General features: G+C 72.7%; 23 protein-coding genes. 11 read left to right on the top strand and 12 right to left on the bottom strand.

The annotated features are described in order from the left end of the window. Positions 1–46: 46 nt before the first annotated feature. Entirely contained in the window at positions 47–688 is a 642-nt protein-coding gene (locus FHU36_RS31070; protein WP_185087299.1) for a TetR/AcrR family transcriptional regulator, read from the top strand. A 16-nt stretch (positions 689–704) separates the two neighbouring features. Beyond that, positions 705–1496, top strand: coding sequence for a hypothetical protein (locus FHU36_RS31065; RefSeq protein WP_185087298.1), 792 nt, complete (start codon positions 705–707; stop codon positions 1494–1496). A gap of 19 nt (positions 1497–1515) precedes the next feature. Here FHU36_RS31065 and FHU36_RS31060 read toward each other — a convergent pair whose 3' ends face one another. After that, a complete protein-coding gene (locus tag FHU36_RS31060) occupies positions 1516–1878 on the bottom strand; it encodes an ArsR/SmtB family transcription factor (protein WP_185087297.1) in 363 nt (120 codons plus the stop codon). Positions 1879–1911: 33 nt separating this feature from the next. Between FHU36_RS31060 and FHU36_RS31055 the strand changes: the two genes are divergently transcribed. Continuing rightward, entirely contained in the window at positions 1912–2808 is an 897-nt protein-coding gene (locus FHU36_RS31055) for a TIGR03620 family F420-dependent LLM class oxidoreductase (RefSeq protein WP_185087296.1), read from the top strand. A 12-nt stretch (positions 2809–2820) separates the two neighbouring features. On the opposite strand, the gene FHU36_RS31050 is transcribed toward FHU36_RS31055, so the two are convergent. Both FHU36_RS31050 and FHU36_RS31045 read right to left on the bottom strand, forming a co-directional pair. Further along, the gene (locus FHU36_RS31050; RefSeq protein WP_185087295.1) at positions 2821–3453 is read right to left on the bottom strand and encodes a DUF47 domain-containing protein; all 633 of its coding nucleotides are present in this window, start codon (positions 3451–3453) and stop codon (positions 2821–2823) included. Positions 3454–3469: 16 nt separating this feature from the next. Then, positions 3470–4405, bottom strand: coding sequence for an inorganic phosphate transporter (locus FHU36_RS31045; protein ID WP_185087294.1), 936 nt, complete (start codon positions 4403–4405; stop codon positions 3470–3472). 211 nt (positions 4406–4616) lie between these two features. Between FHU36_RS31045 and purU the strand changes: the two genes are divergently transcribed. Next, a complete protein-coding gene (gene purU / locus FHU36_RS31040; RefSeq protein WP_185087293.1) occupies positions 4617–5468 on the top strand; it encodes a formyltetrahydrofolate deformylase in 852 nt (283 codons plus the stop codon). 62 nt (positions 5469–5530) lie between these two features. Here purU and FHU36_RS31035 read toward each other — a convergent pair whose 3' ends face one another. Then, a complete protein-coding gene (locus FHU36_RS31035) occupies positions 5531–7585 on the bottom strand; it encodes a prolyl oligopeptidase family serine peptidase (RefSeq protein WP_185087292.1) in 2055 nt (684 codons plus the stop codon). A gap of 282 nt (positions 7586–7867) precedes the next feature. On the opposite strand from FHU36_RS31035, the gene FHU36_RS31030 reads away from it, so the two are divergent. The 3 genes from FHU36_RS31030 to FHU36_RS31025 all read left to right on the top strand — a co-directional run bounded on the left by FHU36_RS31030 (position 7868) and on the right by FHU36_RS31025 (position 9285). Continuing rightward, complete coding sequence (locus FHU36_RS31030; protein WP_185087752.1) at positions 7868–8374, top strand: HNH endonuclease; 507 nt, start codon at positions 7868–7870, stop codon at positions 8372–8374. 108 nt (positions 8375–8482) lie between these two features. After that, positions 8483–9055 (top strand): GNAT family N-acetyltransferase, encoded by a 573-nt coding sequence (locus FHU36_RS46950; protein ID WP_376774165.1) that lies wholly within the window; start codon positions 8483–8485, stop codon positions 9053–9055. Positions 9056–9069: 14 nt separating this feature from the next. Further along, positions 9070–9285 carry an FmdB family zinc ribbon protein gene (locus FHU36_RS31025; RefSeq protein ID WP_185087291.1) on the top strand — a complete coding sequence of 72 codons (216 nt, stop codon included), beginning with the start codon at positions 9070–9072 and terminating at the stop codon, positions 9283–9285. 409 nt (positions 9286–9694) lie between these two features. Here FHU36_RS31025 and FHU36_RS31020 read toward each other — a convergent pair whose 3' ends face one another. The 3 genes from FHU36_RS31020 to FHU36_RS31010 all read right to left on the bottom strand — a co-directional run bounded on the left by FHU36_RS31020 (position 9695) and on the right by FHU36_RS31010 (position 11533). Then, on the bottom strand, positions 9695–10189 hold the full coding sequence (locus FHU36_RS31020) for a helix-turn-helix transcriptional regulator (protein ID WP_185087290.1): 495 nt from the start codon (positions 10187–10189) through the stop codon (positions 9695–9697). A gap of 400 nt (positions 10190–10589) precedes the next feature. Beyond that, positions 10590–11129: a YdeI/OmpD-associated family protein gene (locus tag FHU36_RS31015; RefSeq protein ID WP_185087289.1), complete on the bottom strand. Its 540-nt coding sequence runs from the start codon at positions 11127–11129 to the stop codon at positions 10590–10592. After that, positions 11126–11533 carry a VOC family protein gene (locus FHU36_RS31010; protein ID WP_185087288.1) on the bottom strand — a complete coding sequence of 136 codons (408 nt, stop codon included), beginning with the start codon at positions 11531–11533 and terminating at the stop codon, positions 11126–11128. The genes FHU36_RS31015 and FHU36_RS31010 overlap by 4 nt, the downstream gene beginning before the upstream one ends. 91 nt (positions 11534–11624) lie before the next feature. On the opposite strand from FHU36_RS31010, the gene FHU36_RS31005 reads away from it, so the two are divergent. Then, the gene (locus tag FHU36_RS31005) at positions 11625–12578 is read left to right on the top strand and encodes a helix-turn-helix transcriptional regulator (RefSeq protein WP_185087287.1); all 954 of its coding nucleotides are present in this window, start codon (positions 11625–11627) and stop codon (positions 12576–12578) included. Between the two features lie 247 nt (positions 12579–12825). On the opposite strand, the gene ilvD is transcribed toward FHU36_RS31005, so the two are convergent. Both ilvD and FHU36_RS30995 read right to left on the bottom strand, forming a co-directional pair. Next, positions 12826–14664, bottom strand: a complete 1839-nt coding sequence (ilvD, locus tag FHU36_RS31000) for a dihydroxy-acid dehydratase (RefSeq protein WP_185087286.1) — start codon at positions 14662–14664, stop codon at positions 12826–12828. A 199-nt stretch (positions 14665–14863) separates the two neighbouring features. After that, positions 14864–15682, bottom strand: a complete 819-nt coding sequence (locus FHU36_RS30995; protein ID WP_185087285.1) for a thioesterase family protein — start codon at positions 15680–15682, stop codon at positions 14864–14866. A 61-nt stretch (positions 15683–15743) separates the two neighbouring features. Between FHU36_RS30995 and FHU36_RS30990 the strand changes: the two genes are divergently transcribed. Beyond that, positions 15744–16451, top strand: a complete 708-nt coding sequence (locus tag FHU36_RS30990) for a TetR/AcrR family transcriptional regulator (protein ID WP_185087284.1) — start codon at positions 15744–15746, stop codon at positions 16449–16451. Here the strand turns inward: FHU36_RS30990 and FHU36_RS30985 are convergent, their stop codons facing one another. Then, the gene (locus FHU36_RS30985) at positions 16452–17279 is read right to left on the bottom strand and encodes a nuclease-related domain-containing protein (protein ID WP_185087283.1); all 828 of its coding nucleotides are present in this window, start codon (positions 17277–17279) and stop codon (positions 16452–16454) included. It lies immediately after the preceding gene. A gap of 140 nt (positions 17280–17419) precedes the next feature. On the opposite strand from FHU36_RS30985, the gene FHU36_RS30980 reads away from it, so the two are divergent. Next, a complete protein-coding gene (locus tag FHU36_RS30980) occupies positions 17420–18826 on the top strand; it encodes an amidase (RefSeq protein ID WP_185087282.1) in 1407 nt (468 codons plus the stop codon). 69 nt (positions 18827–18895) lie between these two features. Here the strand turns inward: FHU36_RS30980 and FHU36_RS30975 are convergent, their stop codons facing one another. Then, positions 18896–19855: a hypothetical protein gene (locus tag FHU36_RS30975; protein WP_185087281.1), complete on the bottom strand. Its 960-nt coding sequence runs from the start codon at positions 19853–19855 to the stop codon at positions 18896–18898. A gap of 87 nt (positions 19856–19942) precedes the next feature. Between FHU36_RS30975 and rarD the strand changes: the two genes are divergently transcribed. Beyond that, entirely contained in the window at positions 19943–20911 is a 969-nt protein-coding gene (gene rarD / locus FHU36_RS30970; RefSeq protein WP_185087280.1) for an EamA family transporter RarD, read from the top strand. Here the strand turns inward: rarD and FHU36_RS30965 are convergent. Next, on the bottom strand, positions 20799–21671 hold the full coding sequence (locus FHU36_RS30965) for a hypothetical protein (protein ID WP_185087279.1): 873 nt from the start codon (positions 21669–21671) through the stop codon (positions 20799–20801). The genes rarD and FHU36_RS30965 overlap by 113 nt on opposite strands. Between the last annotated feature and the right edge of the window lie 44 nt (positions 21672–21715).

The following is a 21715-nucleotide window of genomic DNA, read 5'->3' as shown; positions in this document are numbered from 1 at the left end:
TAGCGAGGTTATAGCGGAGCGCTCCGCTCCGCAATATGCTGACCCCATGAGTACGGCGGGCACGGGCAGGCGGGGCAGGCAGGCCGAGGCCGCACGCAACGACGTGAGGCTGCTGGAGGCGGCCCACGAGGTGTTCACCACGCAGGGGTTCGACGCGCCGGTCTCGGCCATCGCCAAGCGGGCCGGAGTCGGCATGGGCAGCCTGTATCGCCGCTACCGTACCAAGGAGGAGCTCCTGCAGCGCCTGTGCGTCGTCGCCATGGAGCGGGTGGTGGCGGCCGCGGAGCAGGCCCTGGTGTCCGCGGATCCGTGGGAGGGGCTGGCGCACTACGTGCGCACGTGCGTGGGCAACCGGTCGGGCGCGCTCGCCCCGGTGGCGGGCACGATCGAGGTCACCGACGAGATGTGGCGCACGTCGCGCCGGGCCACCGAGCTGGCCGGCAGGGTCGTCGCCCGGGCCCACGAGGCCGGGGTGCTGAGGCGCGACGTGACCACGCTCGACGTGTCGCTGCTCATGGAGCAGTTCAGCCGCCCCGCCCCCGGCCCGCCCAGCCCCTACGACCAGCAGGTCAGGCAGCGGCTGCTGGCCGTCGCCCTCGACGGGCTGCGCGCCCCCGGCGCCACCCCGCTGCCCGGCGACCCGCCCACCGCCGAATGGTACGAAGGTCGCTGGGATCCGAGCCCGTAGGGCTACGGTTGGACCCGTGGGTTTCGACGAGCTGTTGAGCGGCCTGCGACCGGGCGCCACCGCCCAGGCCGCCGGCATCGGGCGCGGCTACAGCGGGCCGGCCGCCCGCTCGGTGGCCGTCACCTCCGGCCTGGCCCGGCTGCGCTGCGCCTCGCTGCTCAAACCGCTGTACGCCTGGGCCGCCGCGGACCACGTCGCCGACGCCGGGCGCTGGCGGCGGCACGCCGAGCCGGCCGTCGTGGTCTCGTCCAACACCGACACGCTGGCCCTGTGGCTCGCCGTCGGACCCCGGCTCATCCTCGACGACCTGCACCGGCGCACCGGCGTGCGGTGGGCGCCGCCGAACGGCGACCCCTCGCGGTTCGGCTCCGTCGAGGTGGCGGCGGACGAGGTCGCCGCCGCCTACGCCGTGTTCGCCCAGGCGGCGCTCGCCGGTGACCCGGTGGCGGACGAGATCCTCGGCTGGATGCGCCAGGTGGGCCCGGAGCAGGCGTTCGGCGCGCGGGAGGCGCTGGCCGCCCCCGACGCCGGGGTCAAGTGCGGCTGGTACGGCGGGGCGGACGAGGCGTGCCTGCGCACGCACGCGGTGGCCGTGCTGCCGCGGGGCGGCCGGGTCAGCGTCGTGGTCGGCCTGACCGCCCAGCCGTACACCGACGAGCGTGACCGGGAGGTCTACCGGGTGAGGGTGGCCGAGGGGTTGCCGGTCGAGGACGAGCACGAGAAGGCGGGCGGCGAGCTGTTGCGCGGGCTGATGCGCACCACCCTGACGGAGCTGGGCGACTATCGGGCGCCCGGCCTGCCGGGCTGACCGGCGACGGCGTCGCGCGTCACCGCGTGTCGTCGCGGGGCTCCTCCAGGACCAGGGACAGCAGGCCGGGAAAGCGGCTGTCGAACTCGTCGCGGCGCAGCCGGTTGAGCCGGCGCGAGCCCTCGTCGCGCTGCTCCAGCAGGCCGGCGTCGCGCAGGACCGCGAAGTGATGGCTGAGGGTCGACTTGGCCACCGGCAGGTGGGCGAACGTGCCGCAGGGCCGTGTCCAGTCGGGCGCCTCGGCCAGCTCGCGGACGATGCGGCGGCGGACGGGGTCGCCGAGCGCGACGAGGGCGGCCTGGAGCGAGACCTCGGCCGGGAAGGTGTGGCGGAGGGTGCGGTTTCTGTTCGACTGTGGTCGAACATTCGGATAGTGTTCCATCTCGGTCGAACAGTCTAGTCGGAAGGCGTGGCCGTGGAAATCGGACATGTGGGCGTTTGGCATCCTCTGCTCAACACAGCTCCCGTCGGGGCGGCCCGGTCGGCCGCGGTGGAGATCGAGCGGCTGGGCTACGGGTCGGTCTGGGTGCACGAGGGGCCGGGCAGCGGGGAGCCGCTCGTCAGCGCCGGGCTGCTGCTGGCGGCCACCCACCGCCTCGCCGTGGGCACGGGCATCGCCAACCTGTGGGCCCGCGACGCCATGGCCATGGCGGCGGCGGCCGAGACGCTGGGCGACGCCTTTCCCGGCCGGTTCCTGCTGGGCGTGGGGGTGAGCCACGCGCCGCTGGTGGCCTCCCGCGGCCACGACTACGGCCGGCCGCTGGCCGCGATGCGCTCCTACCTCGACGCCATGGACGAGGCCGCGCCCCTGCTGTCCCGGACGGGGGTGCCCAGGCTCCTCGCCGCACTCCGGCCCCGGATGCTGGAGCTCGCCCGCGACCGGGCCGACGGGGCCCACAGCTATCTCGTGCCGCCCGAGCACACCGCCCGCGCCCGCGAGATCCTCGGGCCCGGCCGGCTGCTCATCCCCGAGCAGGCGGTGGTCGTCGCGACCGACCCGGCGCGCGCCAGGGCCGCGGCCCGCGCCCACATGGCCGTCTACCTGACGCTGCCCAACTACCTCAACAACCTGAGGGAGCTCGGCTTCACCGACGACGACTTCGCCGGCGGTGGCAGCGACCGGCTCACCGACGCGCTCGTGGCCTGGGGCGATCCCGAGACCGTCGCCCGGCGGGTTCGCGACCACCTCGACGCCGGGGCCGACCATGTGGCGATCCAGCCGCTCGGTGCCGGGGGCCCCGACCTCGCCGACGCCCTGACCCAGCTCCGCGCCCTCGCCCCTGCCTTCGACCTCCAGCCCGCCACCACCTGACTCGGGGCCCGGTCAGCGTTTCATGGCGCCGTCGGCGATGGCGTCCGCCGCGTCGCCGATGGCCACGCCGACGATCTCCAGGCGGCGCACCAGCTCACGTTCCTTCATCGCCTCGGCCGTCAGCTCGCCCGAGAAGATGCGCGAGATCTCGTACTGGTACATCCTCCTGATCGCCCCGCCCGTCTTCTTGGCCTCCAGCGCGTCGTGCACCACGGCCGAGGGACGGGAGGCCAGGTCGCGGACGGCGTTCTCCAGCGCGTCGATGCCGCTGATGACCTGGTCCAGCAGCGGCGAGAAGCGGATCTGGTCGGGCACCCGGTACAGATGCGACTCGCGGACGAAGTCGCGCAGCGAGTCGAGCACGTCGTCGATGGAGCGCGAGAGCCTGAAGAGGTCCTCGCGGTCGATCGGCGTGACGAGGGCGCTCCTGAGCTCCTCGACCAGTCGGCGGCGCTCCTCGTCGCCGAGATGCTCGATCGCGCGCATCTGCTCGTGCGCGCCCGTCCGGCCCACCTCGCCGCCGATCATGGCCATGGCCAGCCAGGCCCCCTCCTTGGTGGCCTCCAACTGGCCGAGCAGCGCCTCGGTCAGCGCGCTGTCCATGCGGCCGGTCATCAGGTCGCGGATGCGGCGCAGTCGCTTCATCCCACCCCCTTCGCTCTCATGTCCTCTTCAGGATGAACGCGACGACTCCGGCGAGCAGTGCGCTGGCGGGAAGCGTCAGCAGCCAGGCGACGACGATCTTGACGGCGGCGTACCAGCGGACCCGGCCACCGCCGCCCTGCGCGACGCCCGCGCCGATGAGACCTCCGGCGACGGCCTGCGTCATGCTCACCGGCATACCCACCACGGCGCAGGCGATCACCGCGGTGCCCGAGGCCAGCTCCGCCGCCACGCCGTGCAGCGGCCGGGAGGCGATGATCTCCTGGCCGAGCGTACGGCCCGCCTTCGGCAGGCCGTACAGCGAGCCGATCGCGAACAGCAGCGCCACCAGCGACGTGTACGCCAGGGGGGCGTCCTGGAAGCCGAGCGCGATCATGAAGACGGCGAGCATCTTCTGCCCGTCGTTGGCCGCGTAGGCCACGGTCTGCAGCCCGAACCCCACCCGGTGCCAGCGCCACAGCCCCCGGCTGGTGGTCGTCTGCACCAGCAGCCGCGTCACGCCCCACGCCACGAGCCCGCCGACGAAGGGGGCGGCGAGGCCGAAGGCCAGCACCAGCGCCACCGACCCGGCCGAGACCGGCAGACCCCACCCGAGGCCGGCCCCGGTGAGCCCGCCGACGATGGCCAGCGTGAGGCTCGTCGGGCGGCCTTTGGAGCTCAGTACGATGACCACGACGAGCGCGGACAGCACGGCGATCGTCATCGCGATCCGCGCGCCGGGCCCCTGGAAGGTGGCCAGCCGGTTCACGAACGTCAGCGCCACGGCGTGGGTGGCCAGCGGCACCAGCGCCACCATGACGACGAGCGTGAGGATGCCGGTCGCCGGCCGTACCGTGGGCAGCTTCAGTCCCGTCGCGAGGAGCGCGCCGCCGTCGTTCATGCCCGTCACGATCGCGAACACGCCTGCGACGGCGACCAGCACGACGGCTTCCAACAGCCACCCCTCCCACCCCGCACCTTGTGTTGTCCGGTAAGTACCCATGATCGGGTGGATAATGGAGGTCGGGCGGCTTTTGTGAGGAATGTCGGGTTGTAGTGGGGCGTACCTGGCACTCCTGGCGGCGACGTGCGGGCGAACCCACCCCTGCGGGCGGTAGCCTTCGCAGGTCACCTGCCCTTCCTGACACGTTGGCGAGAGTACGACGATGAGCCCTGCCGAGTACGTCCTGACCCTGTCCTGCCCTGACCGGCCGGGTGTGGTGGCCGCCGTCTCCGGCCTGCTCGCCGGGCACGGCTGCAACATCATCGAGAGCCAGCAGTTCGGCGACCGGGACGAGCAGCGCTTCTTCATGCGCGTCCAGTTCGCCGCGCCGCTCGGCGAGGACGAGCTGCGCGCGGCCTTCGCCGCGCTCGCGCCGGACTTCGGCATGGAGTTCGAGCTGCGCGACACGGCCCGCAAGCCCCGGGTGCTGATCATGGTGAGCAGGTTCGACCACTGCCTGAACGACCTGCTCTACCGGGTGCGCAAGAAGGCCCTGGACATCGAGATCGTCGCCGTGGTCTCCAACCACCCCGACCTGCGACCCCTCACGCAGTCCTACGGCATCGACTACCACCACCTGCCGGTCACCCCCGCGACCAAGGCCAAGCAGGAGGCCGAGGTGCTGACGCTGGTCGAGCACTACCAGGTGGACCTCGTGGTGCTGGCGCGCTACATGCAGGTGCTGTCCGAGGACCTGTGCGCCAAGCTCGCCGGCCGGGCGATCAACATCCACCACTCGTTCCTGCCGTCGTTCAAGGGGGCCAAGCCCTACCACCAGGCGCACAACCGCGGCGTCAAGCTCATCGGCGCGACCGCGCACTACGTGACGTCCGACCTGGACGAGGGGCCGATCATCGAGCAGGAGGTGGCGCGCGTCAACCACAGCCACTCGCCCGAGGACCTCGCCGCCATCGGCCGCGACGTGGAGTGCGTGACCCTGGCCAGGGCGGTCAGGTGGCACGCCGAGCAGCGGGTGCTGCTCGACGGGCACAAGACGGTCGTCTTCCCCCGCTGACCCCTGCGCACCCCGGGGGCGGCCGCCGGCGGCACCGCTCCCGGGGCGTCCACGGCCCCCGGCTACAGCCCGGTGTGCCGGGCCAGGAAGGTCAGCGTGTCGGCCGACAGGTCGACCGTGCGGCTGATCGAGCGGGCGCCGTGGCCCACCTCCGTCTCGTTGCGCAGCAGGATCGGCCGGTCGGCGGACGTCGCGTGCTGCAGCGCCGCGCACATCTTCCACGCGTGCAGTGGGTGCACGCGCGTGTCCGACTGGAAGACCGTGAACAGCGTCGCGGGGTAGGCCACGCCCTCGCGCACCTGGTGGTAGGGCGAGTAGGCCAGCAGCCAGCGGAACTGCTCGGGGTCCTCCGCCGAGCCGTACTCGACGTTCCAGGTGGCGCCCAGCCCGAACTGCTCGTAGCGGACCATGTCGAGCAGCGGCGCCGAGCAGGCCACGGCCGCGTACAGCTCGGGCCGCTGCGTCAGCGCGGCGCCCACGAGCAGTCCGCCGTTGGAGCCGCCGGAGATCGCGAGCCGCTCGGGCGTCGTGACGCCGGTGGCGATGAGGTGCTCGGCCGCGGCGTGGAAGTCGTCGAACACGTTCTGCTTGGCGCCGAGCATGCCCGCCCGGTGCCAGTCCTCGCCCTCCTCGCCGCCGCCGCGCAGGTTGGCGATGGCGTAGACGCCGCCTGCCTCCACCCAGGCGAGGATCGACGCCGAGTAGCCGGGGGTCATCGACAGGCCGAAACCGCCGTAGCCGTACAGGATGGTCGGGCGCGGCCCTTCGGCGTCGACGGGCGCGATGACCAGCATGCGCACCTCGGTGCCGTCCTTGGACCGGTAGATCTCCTGCGACGTGCGGACCGGCGGCACCTGGACCGCGCCCGGCGAGGCGGCCCAGAGCGACGTCTCGCCCGTCCGGGCGTCGTAGCGCTGGATGGTCGGTGGCGTGGTGTTGTCGGTGTAGCCGAACCATGCCTCGTGGCCGCCCTCCGGCCGCTCCGCGATGCCGCCGATCGTGCCCAGGCCGGGCGTCGGCACCTCGCCGACGCGCTCGCCGGTCTCCAGGTCGTGCACGGTGATCGCGCTGATCGCGTGGCGCGTCCACCCGACCAGCATGACCGGGCGCTCCAGGTCGTCGAGGATCGCGAAGTCGGACAGCACCGCCTCGGGGTCCTCGGGGATCAGGTCGCGCCAGCCCTCCACGCCCGGCGTCGCCGGGTCGGTCACGCACACCCGCGCGCGCGGCGCGTCACGGTCGGTGTGGACGTAGAGCCTGCCGTCACGGCCGAACACCAGCCCCGTCTGGGCGTCCACGCCCTCCTGCACGACCCGCAGCGCGGGCCGCTCGGGCGACGACTCGGTCAGGTCGGCCACCCACAGGTCGTTGCGCGGAGCCGTACCCTCGCTGGCCGAGATCTGCAGCCAGCGGCCGTCGCGCGACACCGAGACGCCGTAGTAGTTGGTCATCTTCAGGCCGTCACCGAAGATCATCACGTCGTCCTCGGTGGACGTGCCGACGCGGTGCAGGTAGACGCGGCGGTGGAACTGCCTCTCGTTCTCCGGCACCTCGGTGCTCGGCAGCCTGCGCACGTAGTAGAACGCCTCGCCGCCCGGCAGCCACGCGATGGGGGAGTAGCGGCAGCGGTCGATCGGCCCCTCGACGCGCGCGCCGGTCGCGACGTCCAGGATGTAGAGGACCGACTCCTCGTCGCCGCCCACCGAGATCTGGTAGGCCAGCAGCCGGCCTTCCTTGTCGGGCTGCACCGCGTCGAGCGTGGTCAGCCCCGACGGGTCGATCGCGATCGGGTCGATCAGGGCCCGCTCGGTGCCGTCGGGCTCGACGACGTAGTAGACCGCGTGCTCCTGCTCCGGCGTGCGCCGGCTGAAGAAGTGGCGTCCGCCCCGCCACGCCGGGGTGCCCACCGAACCCGACTTGAGCAGCTCGCCGATGCGCTCCTTGAACCGCTGCGGCTTGCTCTCCCGCTTGAACAGCTCGGCCTGCGCCAGCAGCCACCCTTGCGTCTCCGGGCTGTCGGGGTCCTCAAGCCAGCGGTACGGGTCGGGCACGGACGTCTGGTGCAGGTGATCGGCGGTGTCCTCGCGTCGCGCGGTGGGGTACGGCTCTGGGGTCATGCCCCGAACCCTACTGCCCAGCAGGGCGCGTAAAGTCCTGGTGATACGGGCATAAAACGTACCGTGCGTCCCTCTCGTCATTCCGGCTGCGAGTTATGGGGTGGCGGAGACCACGCTCGAAACGCCAGACTTGGTGACAGGACGGTACCGTGGTGACCATCCGCTGGGCCGTCCGGCGGAGGTCCACGTGACGGAAGCATCGATGCCCCAGGAGGGGCCGACAGCCGGGACATGCCGCGGCATGTCCCCTTTGATACGTGCGCAGCGGGGTGAAGCCCAGTGATGCGCCAGGTCCTGCTGCTCAATGCCACCTACGAGCCACTCACCACCCTCTCGCTGCACCGTGCCATCGTGCTGGTGCTGCGGGAGAAGGCCGACGTCGTGCACCGCGACGGCCGGGGCGCGGTCCTGCGCTCCGCCAGCCGCACGCTCGACGTGCCCTCGGTGATCAGACTCCGACGATACGTCCGCATCCCGTACCGGTCGCGCATCCCGCTGACCAGGGCGGCTCTCATGCGGCGCGACGACTACCGCTGCGCCTACTGCGGCCAGCGGGCCGAGACCATCGACCACGTCGTCCCCCGCTCCAGGGGCGGGGGACACACGTGGGAGAACTGCGTGGCCTCGTGCACCACCTGCAACCACCGCAAGGCCGACAAGTACCTGGAGGAGCTGGGGTGGACGCTGCGCGTCGCCCCGGCGGTGCCACGGGGCGCCCACTGGAGGCTGATCGGCGCATCGCTCGTCGGCGACCCCCAATGGGCGCCCTACCTCGAAGAGGCCGCCTGACCATCGGGCCCGGTCCCCCGCGGGGGCCGGGCCCGAAATCTCTTTGGTGGCGACGGCGTCCGGGCTGGAACCATTCCGCCCCCGCCGCGGCCGCTCGTCCTCGGCGTCATGCCGGTCGAGGCGGCCGCGCCGCTCGCCGGGGCCCTGCCCGGCCCGGTCCGTGATGTCGTGGGCCGGCGTGAGCGGGTCGAGGGTCGTGCAGGACCTGGGCACGCCCGGCACCGTGCGCCTCTACCGGGTGGCCGGGCTCGCCGTCCCCGTGGTGCCCGGCCGAGGGCGCCTCGTCACGGCCGCCGACCACGCCGTGCTGGTCGAGTGGCACGCGGCGTTCGCCGCCGAGGTGGCACTCGACGACGGAGACCCCCACGAGGTGATCAACCGGCACCTGGCCGGCCGGGAACTGTTCGTGGGGAGGCGGCCGGCGCCCCGGCGTCGTTCGCGGGCCTGTCGCCCGCGTCCGGCGGGGCGTGCCGCATCGGCCCCGTCTACACGCCGCCGGCCGCCCGCGGACGCGGCTGCGGGGCGGCGGTCACGGCGTACGCGAGCCAGGTGGCGCCGGCGGAGCGCCGCCGCGAGGTCGTCCTCTTCACCGACCCGGCCTACCCGACGAGCGACGCCGTCTACCGGACTATCGGGTTCCGGCCGGTGGGTGACCACGCGCTGGTGATGTTCGCCGGCTGACCTATCCTGGGGTCATGCCGCGTTACGACTTTCGCTGCCGCGCCTGCGGCTCCACGTTCGAGGTGTCTCGTCCCATGTCGGGCTCGAACGATCCGGCGCCCTGCCCGGAGGGCCACGACGACACGGTCAAGCTCCTGTCGACCGTCGCCATGACGGGCTCCGCCGCCACACCCCGCCAGTCCGGCGGCGGTGGCGGTGGCTGCTGCGGCGGTGGCTGCTGCGCCACCTGACCCCGGTCCGCCACCCCGCGCAGTCTCGCGGTCACGTCCGGCGGGTCGGGCCGTGACGTGTCGGTCCCACCTCGGCACTCCGGCGACCCCGGCCACCGGTGCCCCGGCCATCGGCGGGCACTGTCACGTGCGGCGCCGAGGCCGCCACGCGCCAGTCCGACGGCCCTGCGGGGTGGACCCCGCAGGGCCACTCGCAGGGGCGACCTCATCGTCGCCACGCGAAGGCAGCGGCTGCTCCCGACGGTGGCCGGCCTCGGGCGGTGCTGCTCCCCACGGTGGATGGCTCGCAGCGGCGGCCGGCCCTCGTCGGTGGCCGGTCCTGGGCGTCGGGCAGCCCCGGTGGGCGCAGGACCTCGTCGGTGGCCGGTCTGCCGTGGAATCCGCCCCCGGAACGTCTCGGCTGTCGGGGTCAGGCGGCCTTGGCGCGCTTGCGGCGCTGGAAGGGCAGGAAGCGGTCGGCCAGGTGCGGCCGGCACGGAGTCAGGGTGGGCTCGACGGCCAGGACGCGGTCGAAGCGGAACGCCCTGATCGCCCGGCGCATCCGGCAGACGCCCACGAGATACCAGTGTTCGCGGTGGACGAGGCACGTCACCGGCTCCACGTCGCGGATCGTGACGTGGCCGGCGGCGTCGCAGTAGTGGAGCCGGATCATCAATCGGCTGGTGATGGCGTCGGCGATGAGCCGGGCCCGGGAGGCGATCTCCACGGGAAGCGGGTCGGTGAGCGTCGCGAGCGTGGTGGCGATGACGTCGTCGTCGAGCTCCAGGTGCTCGAACGCGTGCTGCAGGCCGCGCCTGGCGGTGACGGCCTGGGGGCCCGAGCCCAGGTGAGCGAGGGAGAGGGCGAGGGCGGCGATCTCGGCGGTCGTCAGCGGGCGGGTGGTGGGCTTCACGACTGTAGCCATACCCCAAGAGTAGACAAGACCACCGACAATTTTCGAAAGCCTGTGCGCAAGCAAGGGAACCGTCGCCTCCGCGTACAGGTCCGGCCGAGTGGCACCCGAACACCTGCGCCAGCCGACGAATCAGTCGTCGGCCACGGCGGGCCCCTGGTTGGCCCGGGCCCGCCGGGGCGGCCGCGCCTCCCGAAGAAGGCGGCCGACCCGGGCATCACCACATACGTCCAGCCGCCCTTGCCCGGGCTCCTCAGCAGAGTGGCCGCGAACCCCTTGTCCAGCGCCTCCGGCCGGTCGCTCACCTTCCTTTGCGCTCCGCAGACATGATCACGCTCCTGCGTGGGCGGCCCCTTCGTCCATCAGACCACTGGCTGCGGCGAGACTCATCGCCGGCGGGAGGACGACCGCCTCACCCCAGCAGGCCGGAGATCGTCTTCTGCAGGCGGCCGGCGCGGCCGGCGGGGGTCCTGGCCTTCAGCAGCGGCAGGATCAGCCGGTAGCGGCCGGTCCTGCCGAGCGCCTCGAAGCGGGCCGCCGCCCGTGGGTGGGCCGCCAGCGCCTCGGCCAGGTCGGGCGGGACGTCGGCGTCGCGCTGGGCGGCGTAGGCCGCGTCCCACCGGCCGTCCGCCCGGGCGGCGGCGACCTCCGCCAGCCCGGCCGGACGCATGCGCCCGGCGGCGGTCAGCGCCTCCACGCGCTCGACGTTCACCCGCGACCAGGGGCTGCCCTTGCGGCGGCGCGAGTAGCGCTGCAGGAACGAGTGCTCGTCATGGGACCTGCGGTGGCTGTCGATCCAGCCATAGCAGAGCGCGACCTCCAGCGCCTGCTCGATCGTGACCGCGGCGATCGGCGACCCCTTCCTGGCGATCCTGAGCCAGGCCCCGCCCTCGTCCCCGTGGTGACCGGCCAGCCACGACTCCCACTCGGCGGCGTCCGCGAAGTGCATCATCGGCCCAGAACCTCCAGGTAGTGCTGGTTGTACATGATGCCCAGCACGTTGCCGAACGGGTCGACCACGGAGGCGGCGACGAAACCGGGGCCGTACTCGGTGAGTGGCGTGTGCGGAGTGGCCCCCATGGCCAGCAGCCGGTCCAGGACGCCCTGCACGTCGTCGACGTGCCAGTGGGTGACGGCGCCGCCGGGAGCGGTGGCCGCGTTCGGCGGGGCGTACCGGCGGTCGATGAGGCCGAGTTCGGCCTGGTAGTCGCCGATCCGGAACTCGTAGTAGGCGGCCGGCTGACCGTTGCCGGGGCGCTCGAAGTACGGCTCGACGCCCAGCAGCTCGACGTACCAGTTCTTGGCGGCCTCCAGGTCGTCGGCCCAGAAGTTGACGGTGGCGATTCCTCGCAGCATGGGTGGTGTCCCTTTCTCCGGTCGCTGATGAGAACCATCCTTTCGTGGAAAGTGCTCACCGAATGAGCACTTTTTCGGCGAATCTGGAGACATGCGAGCTGACCGTCTCATCGCCGCCCTTCTGCTCATGCAGTCCCGTGGCCGCGTGACCGCCGCCGAACTGGCCGCCGAGCTGGAGGTCTCCGTCGCCACGGCGCGCCGGGACCTGGAGGCGCTGTCCGCGGCGGGCATCCCGGTGTACCCACAGCCCGGACGCGGTGGCGGCTGGTCGCTGCTCGGGGGCGCCCGTACCGACCTCAGCGGCCTGTCGGCGACGGAGGCGCAGGCGCTGTTCCTGCTCGTCGGCCCGGCCGCCGCCATCTCGGAGGAGGCCAAGGCGGCGCTGCGCAAGCTCGTACGGGCGCTGCCGCGGCCGTTCCGGGCCGACGCCGAGGCCGCCGCGAGCGCCACCATGATCGACCCGACCCGCTGGGGCGAGCGCGACCGCCGCCGGCCCGAGATGGTGGACCGGCTGCAGGCCGCCGTGGTCCACCGGCGCAAGGTCCGCCTGACCTACGCCGGCCGCACCCGGGAGCAGACCGAACGGCTGGTGGACCCGTGGGGTCTGGTCGACAAGGACGAGGTCTGGTATCTGCTCGCCGGGACCGAGCGCGGGCAGCGGACGTTCAGGGTCGATCGGATCGTCGAGGCCGAGCCGACCGGCGAGCCCGCCGAGCGGCCCGACGACTTCACCCTCGCCGCCGCGTGGCAGGAGGTCGTCGGCGAGGTGGAGCAGCGGCGGTCACGCACCTGGGCGACCGTGCTCATCGAGACCAGGTTCGTCCCGGTGCTGCGCGACCACTTCGGACGGCACTGCCAGGTCGAGCACGAACGCGACGAGCACGGGCGGGCCAGGGTCCGCGTCGGGGCGCCCACACCGCTGGACATCGCCAGGCAGCTCGCCGGCTGGGGCGCGCTGGTCGAGGTGCTCGAACCTGCTCCGGTCCGGTTGGAGCTGGCCCGCATCGGCACCGAGCTCGCCGCCCGCTACGCCGGCACGCCCTGATGAGGCCGCTCAGCGGGCAACACGAGCCACGCCCGCCGCCCGCCGGACCGACGACCGGCTGCTACGTGCCGCGCGTTTGGGGTGATCGGTCGTTAGGTGTCGCGTGTTTGGGGTGATCGGTCGTTAGGTGTCGCCCGTCCGGGATGATCGGTCGCTACGTGTCGCCCGCCCGGATGACGGCCTGCATGGAAGGAACGGGCCTGCCACCAGAGATGGCGGCAGGCCCGTTCGCGCGGCAAAGCGGACGTCAGCGCGACAGCTGGCTCAGGTCGCGGGAGGCGCCCGTGGAGGCGGACGTGGTCATGGCCGCGTAGGCCTGCAGGGCCGCGCTGACCGGCCGCTCGCGGTCGCGCGGGCGGTAGCCGCCGAGGTCGGCCAGCAGCCGCTCGCGGCGGACCTGCAGCTCGGCCTCCGGAACACGGAGCTCCAGCTTGCGGGCCGGGATGTCGATGTCGATGATGTCACCGTCCTCGACCAGGGCGATCGTGCCGCCCTCGGCGGCCTCCGGAGAGGCGTGGCCGATCGACAGACCGGAGGTGCCGCCGGAGAAGCGGCCGTCGGTGACCAGGGCGCACGCCTTGCCGAGGCCCTTGCCCTTGAGGAACGAGGTCGGGTAGAGCATCTCCTGCATGCCGGGGCCGCCCTTGGGGCCCTCGTAGCGGATGACCACCACGTCGCCCTCGTGCACGCGCCCGTTGAGGATGCCCTCGACCGCCTGCTCCTGCGACTCGAACACGACCGCAGGCCCACTGAACTTCCAGATCGACTCGTCGACCCCGGCCGTCTTGACCACGGCGCCGTCACGGGCGATGTTGCCGTAGAGGACGGCCAGGCCGCCGTCGACGGTGTAGGCGTGCTCGAGATCGCGCACGCAACCCTCGGCCCGGTCGACGTCGAGGTCGTCCCAGCGGTTGTCCTGGGAGTAGGGCTTGACGGTGCGGACGTTGCCCGGCGCGGCGTGCCACAGCTCGATCGCCTCGGGCAGCACGGTCGGCGAGCACGGGTCCCAGGCGGCCAGCATGTCGCCCAGGGTGCCGCCGTTGACCGTGGGCACGTCGCGGTGGAGCAGCCCGGCGCGGTCGAGCTCGCCCAGGATGGCGGGGATGCCGCCGGCCCGGTGGACGTCCTCGATGTGGTACTTGTTCGTCGCCGGGGCGACCTTGCACAGGCACGGCACGCGCAGCGAGATCTCGTTGATCTCCTTGAGGCCGAAGTCGACGCCGGCCTCGCGGGCCGCGGCCAGGATGTGCAGGATCGTGTTGGTCGAGCCGCCCATCGCGACGTCGAGCGTCATCGCGTTCTCGAACGCCTCACGCGTCGCGATGGTGCGCGGCAGGACCGACTCGTCGTCGTCCTCGTAGTAGCGGCGGGTGATCTCCACGAGCCGGCGGCCGGCGTCCTCGAAGAGCTGCTTGCGCGCCCGGTGCGTGGCCAGGATCGTGCCGTTGCCGGGCAACGCCAGGCCGATGGCCTCGGCCAGGCAGTTCATGGAGTTGGCGGTGAACATGCCCGAGCACGACCCGCACGTCGGGCAGGCGGCCTCCTCCATCTCCAGCAACTCGGCGTCGGACACCGACTCGTCGGCGGAGGCGATCATCGGGTCGATGAGGTCGAGCTTGCGCCCGGGCGTCTTGCCGGCCTCCATGGGACCGCCGGAGACGAAGATCGTCGGGATGTTGAGGCGGAACGCGGCCAGCAGCATGCCCGGCGTGATCTTGTCACAGTTGGAGACGCAGATCAGCGCGTCGGCGCAGTGGGCGTTGACCATGTACTCGACCGCGTCGGCGATCAGCTCGCGGGACGGCAGGGAGTAGAGCATGCCGCCGTGGCCCATGGCGATGCCGTCGTCGACCGCGATCGTGTTGAACTCGCGTGGGATCGCCCCCGCCTCCCGGATCGCCGCGGAGACCACGTCGCCGACGTCGCGCAGGTGCACGTGACCGGGGACGAACTGCGTGAAGCTGTTGGCCACGGCGATGATGGGCTTGCCGAAGTCGCTCCCGGCTACGCCGGTCGCGCGGAGCAGGGCGCGAGCGCCGACCATGTTCCTGCCGTGGGTGACCGTGCGTGACCTGAGGGCGGGCATTGTGCTTCTCCCATCGCTTTCCAGTCTCCCCATGGTACGGGGCGTCGCCCGGTGGCTGAGACGGCTGTCCACAGCTCGGACGGGTGGGGCGAGGTCATCCACAGGCCCGAGGCGAATCGGTCCGCGATGCCGGGGCGACAGGCGACAGGCGACAGGCGACGGGTGGCAGGCGACGGGCGACGGGTGGGGGGTGGCGGAGTCAGGCGGGGATACGGACCGCGGCGAGCTGGGTCGCCTGGGCGACGAGCCGGCCCTTGTGGTCCCAGATCTGTGCCGTCTCGTCCATCCGGTCGCCCCCGACATCCGTGGCCTGCAGCCGGACCCGGACGGGGCCCGGCGCCGGCAGCCGCCGGACGTAGGCCGACAGTTGGACGGTGGGCACCCAGCCGGGCAGGCCCAGGTCGTAGGAGGCGGGGGGCACCGGGTCGAGCGCCACGAGGAGGCTGAGGGGATCCCAGTCGCTGCCGTCCGCGAGGCGCTGCCAGGTCGCGATCAGGCCCCGCCGGGCCGGCGCGCCGAACGCGAACGCCAGGTGCTCCGGGTGGATGTGCTGCTCGACCACGTCCATCAGCGGCACGGGGAAGCCGGCGCCCGGCGGGTTCGCGGGCGCGGGGAAGCACTCCTCCCGCGGGGGGATCTCCACCGGTTCGGCGGCGGACCACCAGGGGCCCGTGTCGTCCAGCGCCCCCAGCGTGATCAGCGCCTCCACGAGCGGCCGGTCCCGCTGCGCGAGCGTCGCCCGCACCTGTGCCAAGCTCCGGCCGACGCGCAGCGTCTCGACCCGCACCTCGGCGGCGCCGGGCTCGGGCGGCTCGACGAAGGACGCGCTCACGGCGGTCACGTGCGGATGGCCCGCGCCGCCCGAGCTCAGGCAGGCGGCCCGGCCGAGCACCGCGAGCAGGTAGCCGCCGTGCAGCCGGGTGCCGACGCTCCATTGCGGGTCCAGTTCGGCCCCGTACACGCCGGCGCCGCGGGCCGGCATGGCCGTCAGCGCGGTCGCTTCCTGAAAAGTCCCCATCACGCCCCTTTCGCAGAGGCTCAGATTGACACCGTTAACTTGACGGCGTCAATCTGAGTTCATGCAGAAGCGGGTACGAGCACGGCGCGGCCACGGCCCGCTGCTGCGCGAGGAGATCCTGCGCGCGGCCGCGGCCCTGCTGGCCGAGACCGGCACCGAGGACGCGCTCACCCTGCGCGCGGTGGCCGAGCGGACGGGCGTGTCCACCCCGTCGGTCTACCTTCACTTCGCCGACAAGGAAGCGCTCGTGGAGGCCGTCTGCCTGCGGGTCTGGGACGAGCTGGGCCGGCTGTTCGCCGCGTGCGGCGACGACGACCCCTTGCGCACGCTCGGCAGATGCGGCCGGGCCTACGCGCGCTTCGCGCTGGACCACCCGGTGCAGTATCGGGTCCTCATGATGCGGCCGCCCGCCGGTCGCGCCGGTGTCGCGGGCGTGCCCCGGGCGGCCGCCGCCTGCTTCGGCCACATGGTCGACGCCGTGGCCGCCTGCGTCCGGACGGGCGTCCTGCGCGGCGACCCCGAACTGCTCGCCCTCGGCATGTGGTCGGCCGTGCACGGATGCGTCTCGCTGTTCATCGCGCAGCCGTCGTTCCCCTGGCCGGGGGACAGGGAGGCGCTGGTGGACCACATCGTGCGGGTGGCCGGGTTCGGCACCGCCCTGGCCGCGCGCCTGCCGCGCGAGCTGCCGCCCAGCGCGGAGCTGGCCCGCGAGCTGGACGACCTGGCGACGCGCCTGGCGGCCCGCGAGGAGCCGCCCGGCCCGGCCTGACTAGCCCTCGCCGTAGCGGGCCGGAAGCACCTCGGCCGCGATCGCGTAGAGCCGGTCGATCTCGGCGTCGGTCAGCGCCCGCTCCCGCTTGGTGATCCACTTACGGGCACGGCCGCCGTCGTAGACGTCGACGCCGCGGATGCTCATCACCTTCCACGGCACCGCCGGCCCGTAGATGGCCAGCGACGGCACGACCGAGATCTCACGGCCGTACTCCTTGCTGATCAGCTCGCCGGCCTTGGTCGCCTCCATCTTCGCCTCGGTGAGTCGCTCCTTCTTGTCGAAGGGGCCGTGGTAGAGCTTCTTGCCCATCTGCACCCGCACCGGCAGGCGCTTGTCCCACTTCTCGGAGTCGACCGCGTACACACCGGTCGGACCGACGACCAGGTGGTCGATCTGGGCCTCGGTGCCCGGGATCGCCCTGGCGTGGAGCGTGCGGTAGCCGTTGCGTTCGAGCTTGCGCAGCTGGGCCTCGGTGCGCCGCTCGGCGACGGAGGCGCGTCGCCAGGCAGGCACGGCGGAATGGGACTTGGCCCGGTAGACCGTGTCGAGGATCGCCGCGACGACACCCGCCGTCACGCCCGCCCGCCAGTCGCCCAGCAGGAATCCCGCGACCAGCGCCACGCCCAGTGCCAGCAGCGCCCGCAGGCGCAGATGGTGGAAGCGCGGCTGGCCGAGCAGGCTGCCCACGGACACGCGCTTGACGGGCGCGTACGTGGGAGTGGGCGCCGATTGCTTGGCGGAGGTCTGCTCGCCCTCGTCAGGTCTGTCGCTCACCCAGATCGGTGAGGTGTTGTGACCGTCTTCTCGCTGGTGGTCGGAGTCCACGCGACTCACCGTAGCCCGAGCGTCTGGTCGATTCCTAGTGTTGCCCTGTCCATAGTTTTATGGCCCCAGCCCACCGTGTTCCGCGCCCGATTTCCGGGTATCTATTACGTTCTTCTCTAGAGATCCCTAGTGTGACCAGCGTGCGAGACCTTCACGAGCTAACGGCACTCGATCAGGCGCAGGCCATCCGCGACCGGGTCATCTCGCCGGTCGAGCTCACGCGCCACTACCTCGACCGGATCGAGCGGATCGACCCGCGCGTCGGCGCGTACGTGACCGTGACCGCCGAGAGGGCACTGGAGCAAGCCGCTCGCCTGGAGCAGGACCTGCCGGACGGGCCGCTCGCCGGAGTGCCGATCCCTGTCAAGGATCTTAACCTGGTGAAGGACGTGCCGATCATGTTCGGCTCGGCGACATACCGGGAGTTCGTCGCGCCGGTCGACGACACGGTCGTGGAACGGCTGCGCGAGGCCGGCACGGTCATGCTCGGCAAGACCGCGACACCGGAGTTCGGGCTGCCCTGCTACACCGAGACCGACCTTTCGCCGCCCACCCGCTCGCCCTGGGACGTCGAGCGCTCCGCCGGCGGGTCGAGCGGCGGCGCGGCGGCGGCCGTGGCGGCCGGACTGGCCCCGGCGGCGCAGGGGAGCGACGGTGCCGGCTCCATCCGCATCCCCGCCTCGGTGTGCGGGCTGTTCGGCATCAAGCCGACGCGCGGCCGGATCAGCTTCGCGCCGATCATCCCCGACCTCGCCGGCCTGTCCACCAACGGTCCGATCGCCCGTACGGTCGCCGACGCGGCGGCCCTGCTCGACGTGATGGCGCACAACGTGCCCGGCGACCTCTACGTCGCGCCGCCGGCCGAGGGGACGTTCCTGGCGCACGCCGGGCGGGAGCCGGGACGGCTGCGCATCGCCCGGTACGCCGACCCGGTGGTGCCCGGCGCCGAGGTCGACCCCGAGGTGCTCGCCGCCTACGAGGACGCCAGCGCCACGCTGGCCGGGCTCGGCCACGAGGTCGTGGACATCGACCGGCCCTACGGGCCCGACCTGGTGCCGCAGTTCGTCACGTTGTGGTACGCCTTCGCCTGCATGCACCCCGTCGCCGACGACCAGACCGGCCTGCTGCGGCCGATCACCGCCTGGCTGCGCGAACGCGGCTTCGCCACCCCGGCGCCGGCGTTCCTCCAGGCGCAGGCGGCGCTGCAACTGGCGACCAGGGGCGGCCTCGCGGTGACCGACGGCTACGACGCGGTGCTCACGCCGACCGTGACGCAGCCGCCCCGGCCGGTGGGCTGGTTCGAGGACGTGACCGAGCCCGAGGAGACGTTCGAGCGGATGACCCGGTTCGCCGCCTTCCCGGCCATCTACAACGTCACCGGCCAGCCCGCGGTCAACCTGCCCCTGCACTGGAGCGCCGACGGGCTGCCGATCGGCGTCATGCTCGGGGGCCGCATCGGCGGCGAGGGCACCCTCATCTCGCTGTCGGCCCAGGTGGAGGCGGCCAGAGGCGGCTTCTGGGGCAAGCGCCGGCCGCCGGTCTGGTGACCCACCCCGGCCGAGTCCCCCCGACCGAGTCACCCTGTGTGAGTCACCGGCCTGAGTCACCGGCCTGAGTCACGCCGACGGGGCCGCCTCCAGCAGCGCCACCACGTGGTCGCTCACCCCGGACAGCAGCGTCGCCGGGGCGATGGGCGCGGCGGCCACGGCCGAGAACAGCGCCGGCAGCCCGGGCAGCGGGAAGCCGTCGTCCTTCAGCGCGGCGCCGCCGACCTCGTTCTTGTCGAGCGCGGAACGGCTGCGCTCCCAGGCGTCGAGCACCTCCTCGGGGGAGGGCACGCCGAACCCGTGGCCGACGGGCGCCGCGTGGCGCAGCCGTACCAGCGGGGTGTCGGCGAAGGCCAGCGCGGTGCGGGCGCGCACGCCCAGGTCGGCGCGTTGCTCCGGCTCGATCCAGTGCATCGCCGTGCACGGGTTGCGGCAGGTCGCCACGCACACGGCCAGCGCGCCGGCCACCTGGCTGTGCTGCCGGTCGAAGTACGCCCGCCACCCCTCGGCCGGCTCGCCCGCCACCCGCAGTGTCCTGTTGGTGGCCGATTGCTCGGACTTGGTGTGGTCGCAGTCGCGGTCGCCGATGACGCCGAACCGGCTGCCGGGCGCGCTCAGCCCGTCGGGCCACAGCGCAGGGTCGCCCGCGTGGCCCAGTTGCGGCTCGAACGCGAGCAGCGGAAGGTACTCGCTGGCGATGTGCACCGCGGCGATCATCGGGCTCAGCTCCCGGCGGTTCCAGCGGGCCGCGATGACCTCCAGCAGCAGCCCGTAGCCGGGCCGCAGCGACTCCAGCGCGCCGCGCGGCTGCTCTCGCGGCGTCTGCGGCATGTGGCAGGCGCGGGCCCGCCGCCTCAGCTCCGCCGGGACGGACCGCGCCTCGACCGCGAAGTCCTCGGCGTCCAGCGACATCAGCCGCTGCCCGAACTCGCACACGTCGGCGATCTCCGGAGTCGGGGCCAGCGCTCCGAGGTCGGCGAACGCGTAGCGGCGGGCCAGGGCGATGAGCAGGTCGCGAGTCGAGTGCACCGATCAACTCTCTCATGACGGGACCGGCGGACCGTGCCGCCGGCCGCCGCGGACAGCACCCCACGATGATCGCGTAGAGTCGGGGAGATGCCTGTCTCGCGCCAGGGAGTCGTCCTCGGAGCGGCCGCGTACGTCCTGTGGGGCCTGTCGGCGCTCTACTGGCCGCTCGTCGAGCCGACGGGCCCGGTGGAGATCCTGGCACTGCGGATGGTGTGGTCGCCCGTCGCGATCGGCCTGCTGGTGCTCGCGCTCGGCCGCCGGCGACGGGTGACGGCCATCCTGCGCCGGCCGCGCCAGGTGGCGCTGCTGGCCCTGGGCGGTGTCCTCACCACCGTCAACTGGGCGCTGTTCATCTGGGCCACCATGAACGGCCACGTCGTCGACGCCTCGCTCGGCTACTTCATCACCCCGCTGGTCAGCGTCGCGCTCGGAGTGGTCGTCCTCAGGGAGCGGCTGGGCGCGTGGCAGTGGGCGGGGATCGGCCTGGGCGCAGCCGCCGTCCTGCTCCTGACCATCGGGTACGGCGGGCCGCCCTGGATCGCGCTCGGCCTGGCGGTCACGTTCGGCACCTACGGCCTGATCAAGAAGCGGGTCGGCGTCGGCGCCGTCGAGGGGCTCATGGTGGAGACCGCCGTCCTGTCACCGCCGGCGCTGATCTACACCGTGGTGCTGCAGGCCGGCGGCGGGGCGACCTTCGGTCACGTGTCCGCCGCCAACACGCTGCTGGGCGTCGGCGCGGGCTTCGTGATGACGGTGCCGATGCTGCTGTTCAGCGCGGCGGCCAAGAAGATCCCGTTGAGCCTCACCGGCATGCTGCAGTACATCGAGCCGATCGTGCAGTTCCTCGTCGGGCTCCTCGTCTTCCGCGAGCCCATGCCGGTGGCCCGGTGGGCGGCCTTCGCCCTGCTCTGGCTGGGACTGGCGGTGCTGACCGCCGACGCGGTCAGGCGACGGGGTCCGCGGCCCGCGGCTCAGGCTCGTCGAGATCCACCGCGCTCCGCTCGATCATCTCGAACTGCCGCATCAGCCGTTCGAGATCCGGAGGAGAGACCGTGAACGTGTCGTGGACGGCCTCGCCCGCGGCCGTGTAGCTCAGCTCGTGGCCGCAGGTGCCGTCCCAGATCCCGGAGATCACCCGCATCGGCGGCGGCAGCCGGTCGACGTGCACCCGGCGCACCCTGACCCCGGCCGTCTGCTGCTCACGGGCCAGCGCGTCGAGCTCGCCGGTCCACTCGTGGTAGATGAACACCCGGCGGATCACCACGCCCCGCGCCAGCGCGGTCAGCTGGGCCCGCCAGTACTGCCGGCCCACCGGCTCGTGCCACCAGCCCAGGTCCACGGCGGGGACGCTGGTGACGCACATGCTCTCCTGCGCCTGCTCGATCAGCCGCAGGAACACCGCGTTGTCGCCGTACGGTGCGCGGAAGTGACCGCGCTCCAGGTCGGCGAGGGTCCTGAGGCACTCCTCGAAGGCGGCCCGGCAGGCGTCCTCGGCCGGCGTGCCCTTGTAGTCGCGCTCCACGTGCTTGGCCGCGCGCAGCATCGGCTCCATCACGTCGGGCAGCCACGGGATCTTCTCGATCGTGGAGACCATGTGGCCGACCCGGGTCTCGTGGTCCACGCGGCGCTTCTCCCGCAGGAGGGTCTGGATCTGCAGGGTGATGACGCCGCCGATGAGCCCGGCCACCGTGCCCAGAGCCTGCGCGGTGTCCTCGCGGACGTAGAAGATGACGCCCAGCAGCACGGACAGCCCCGTGCCGATGAGCAGGACGGGATCGACGACGAGAGAGGGCGACTTCTTCTTCTGCCGCTGCAACGGGGCTCCCGGGACGCGTGGGGGACACGGCAATATAACCGATC

The organism is Nonomuraea muscovyensis, from assembly GCF_014207745.1.
In the GTDB taxonomy this organism is placed as follows: Bacteria; Actinomycetota; Actinomycetes; order Streptosporangiales; family Streptosporangiaceae; genus Nonomuraea; species Nonomuraea muscovyensis.
This window is presented reverse-complemented; position numbering and strand designations above follow the sequence as displayed.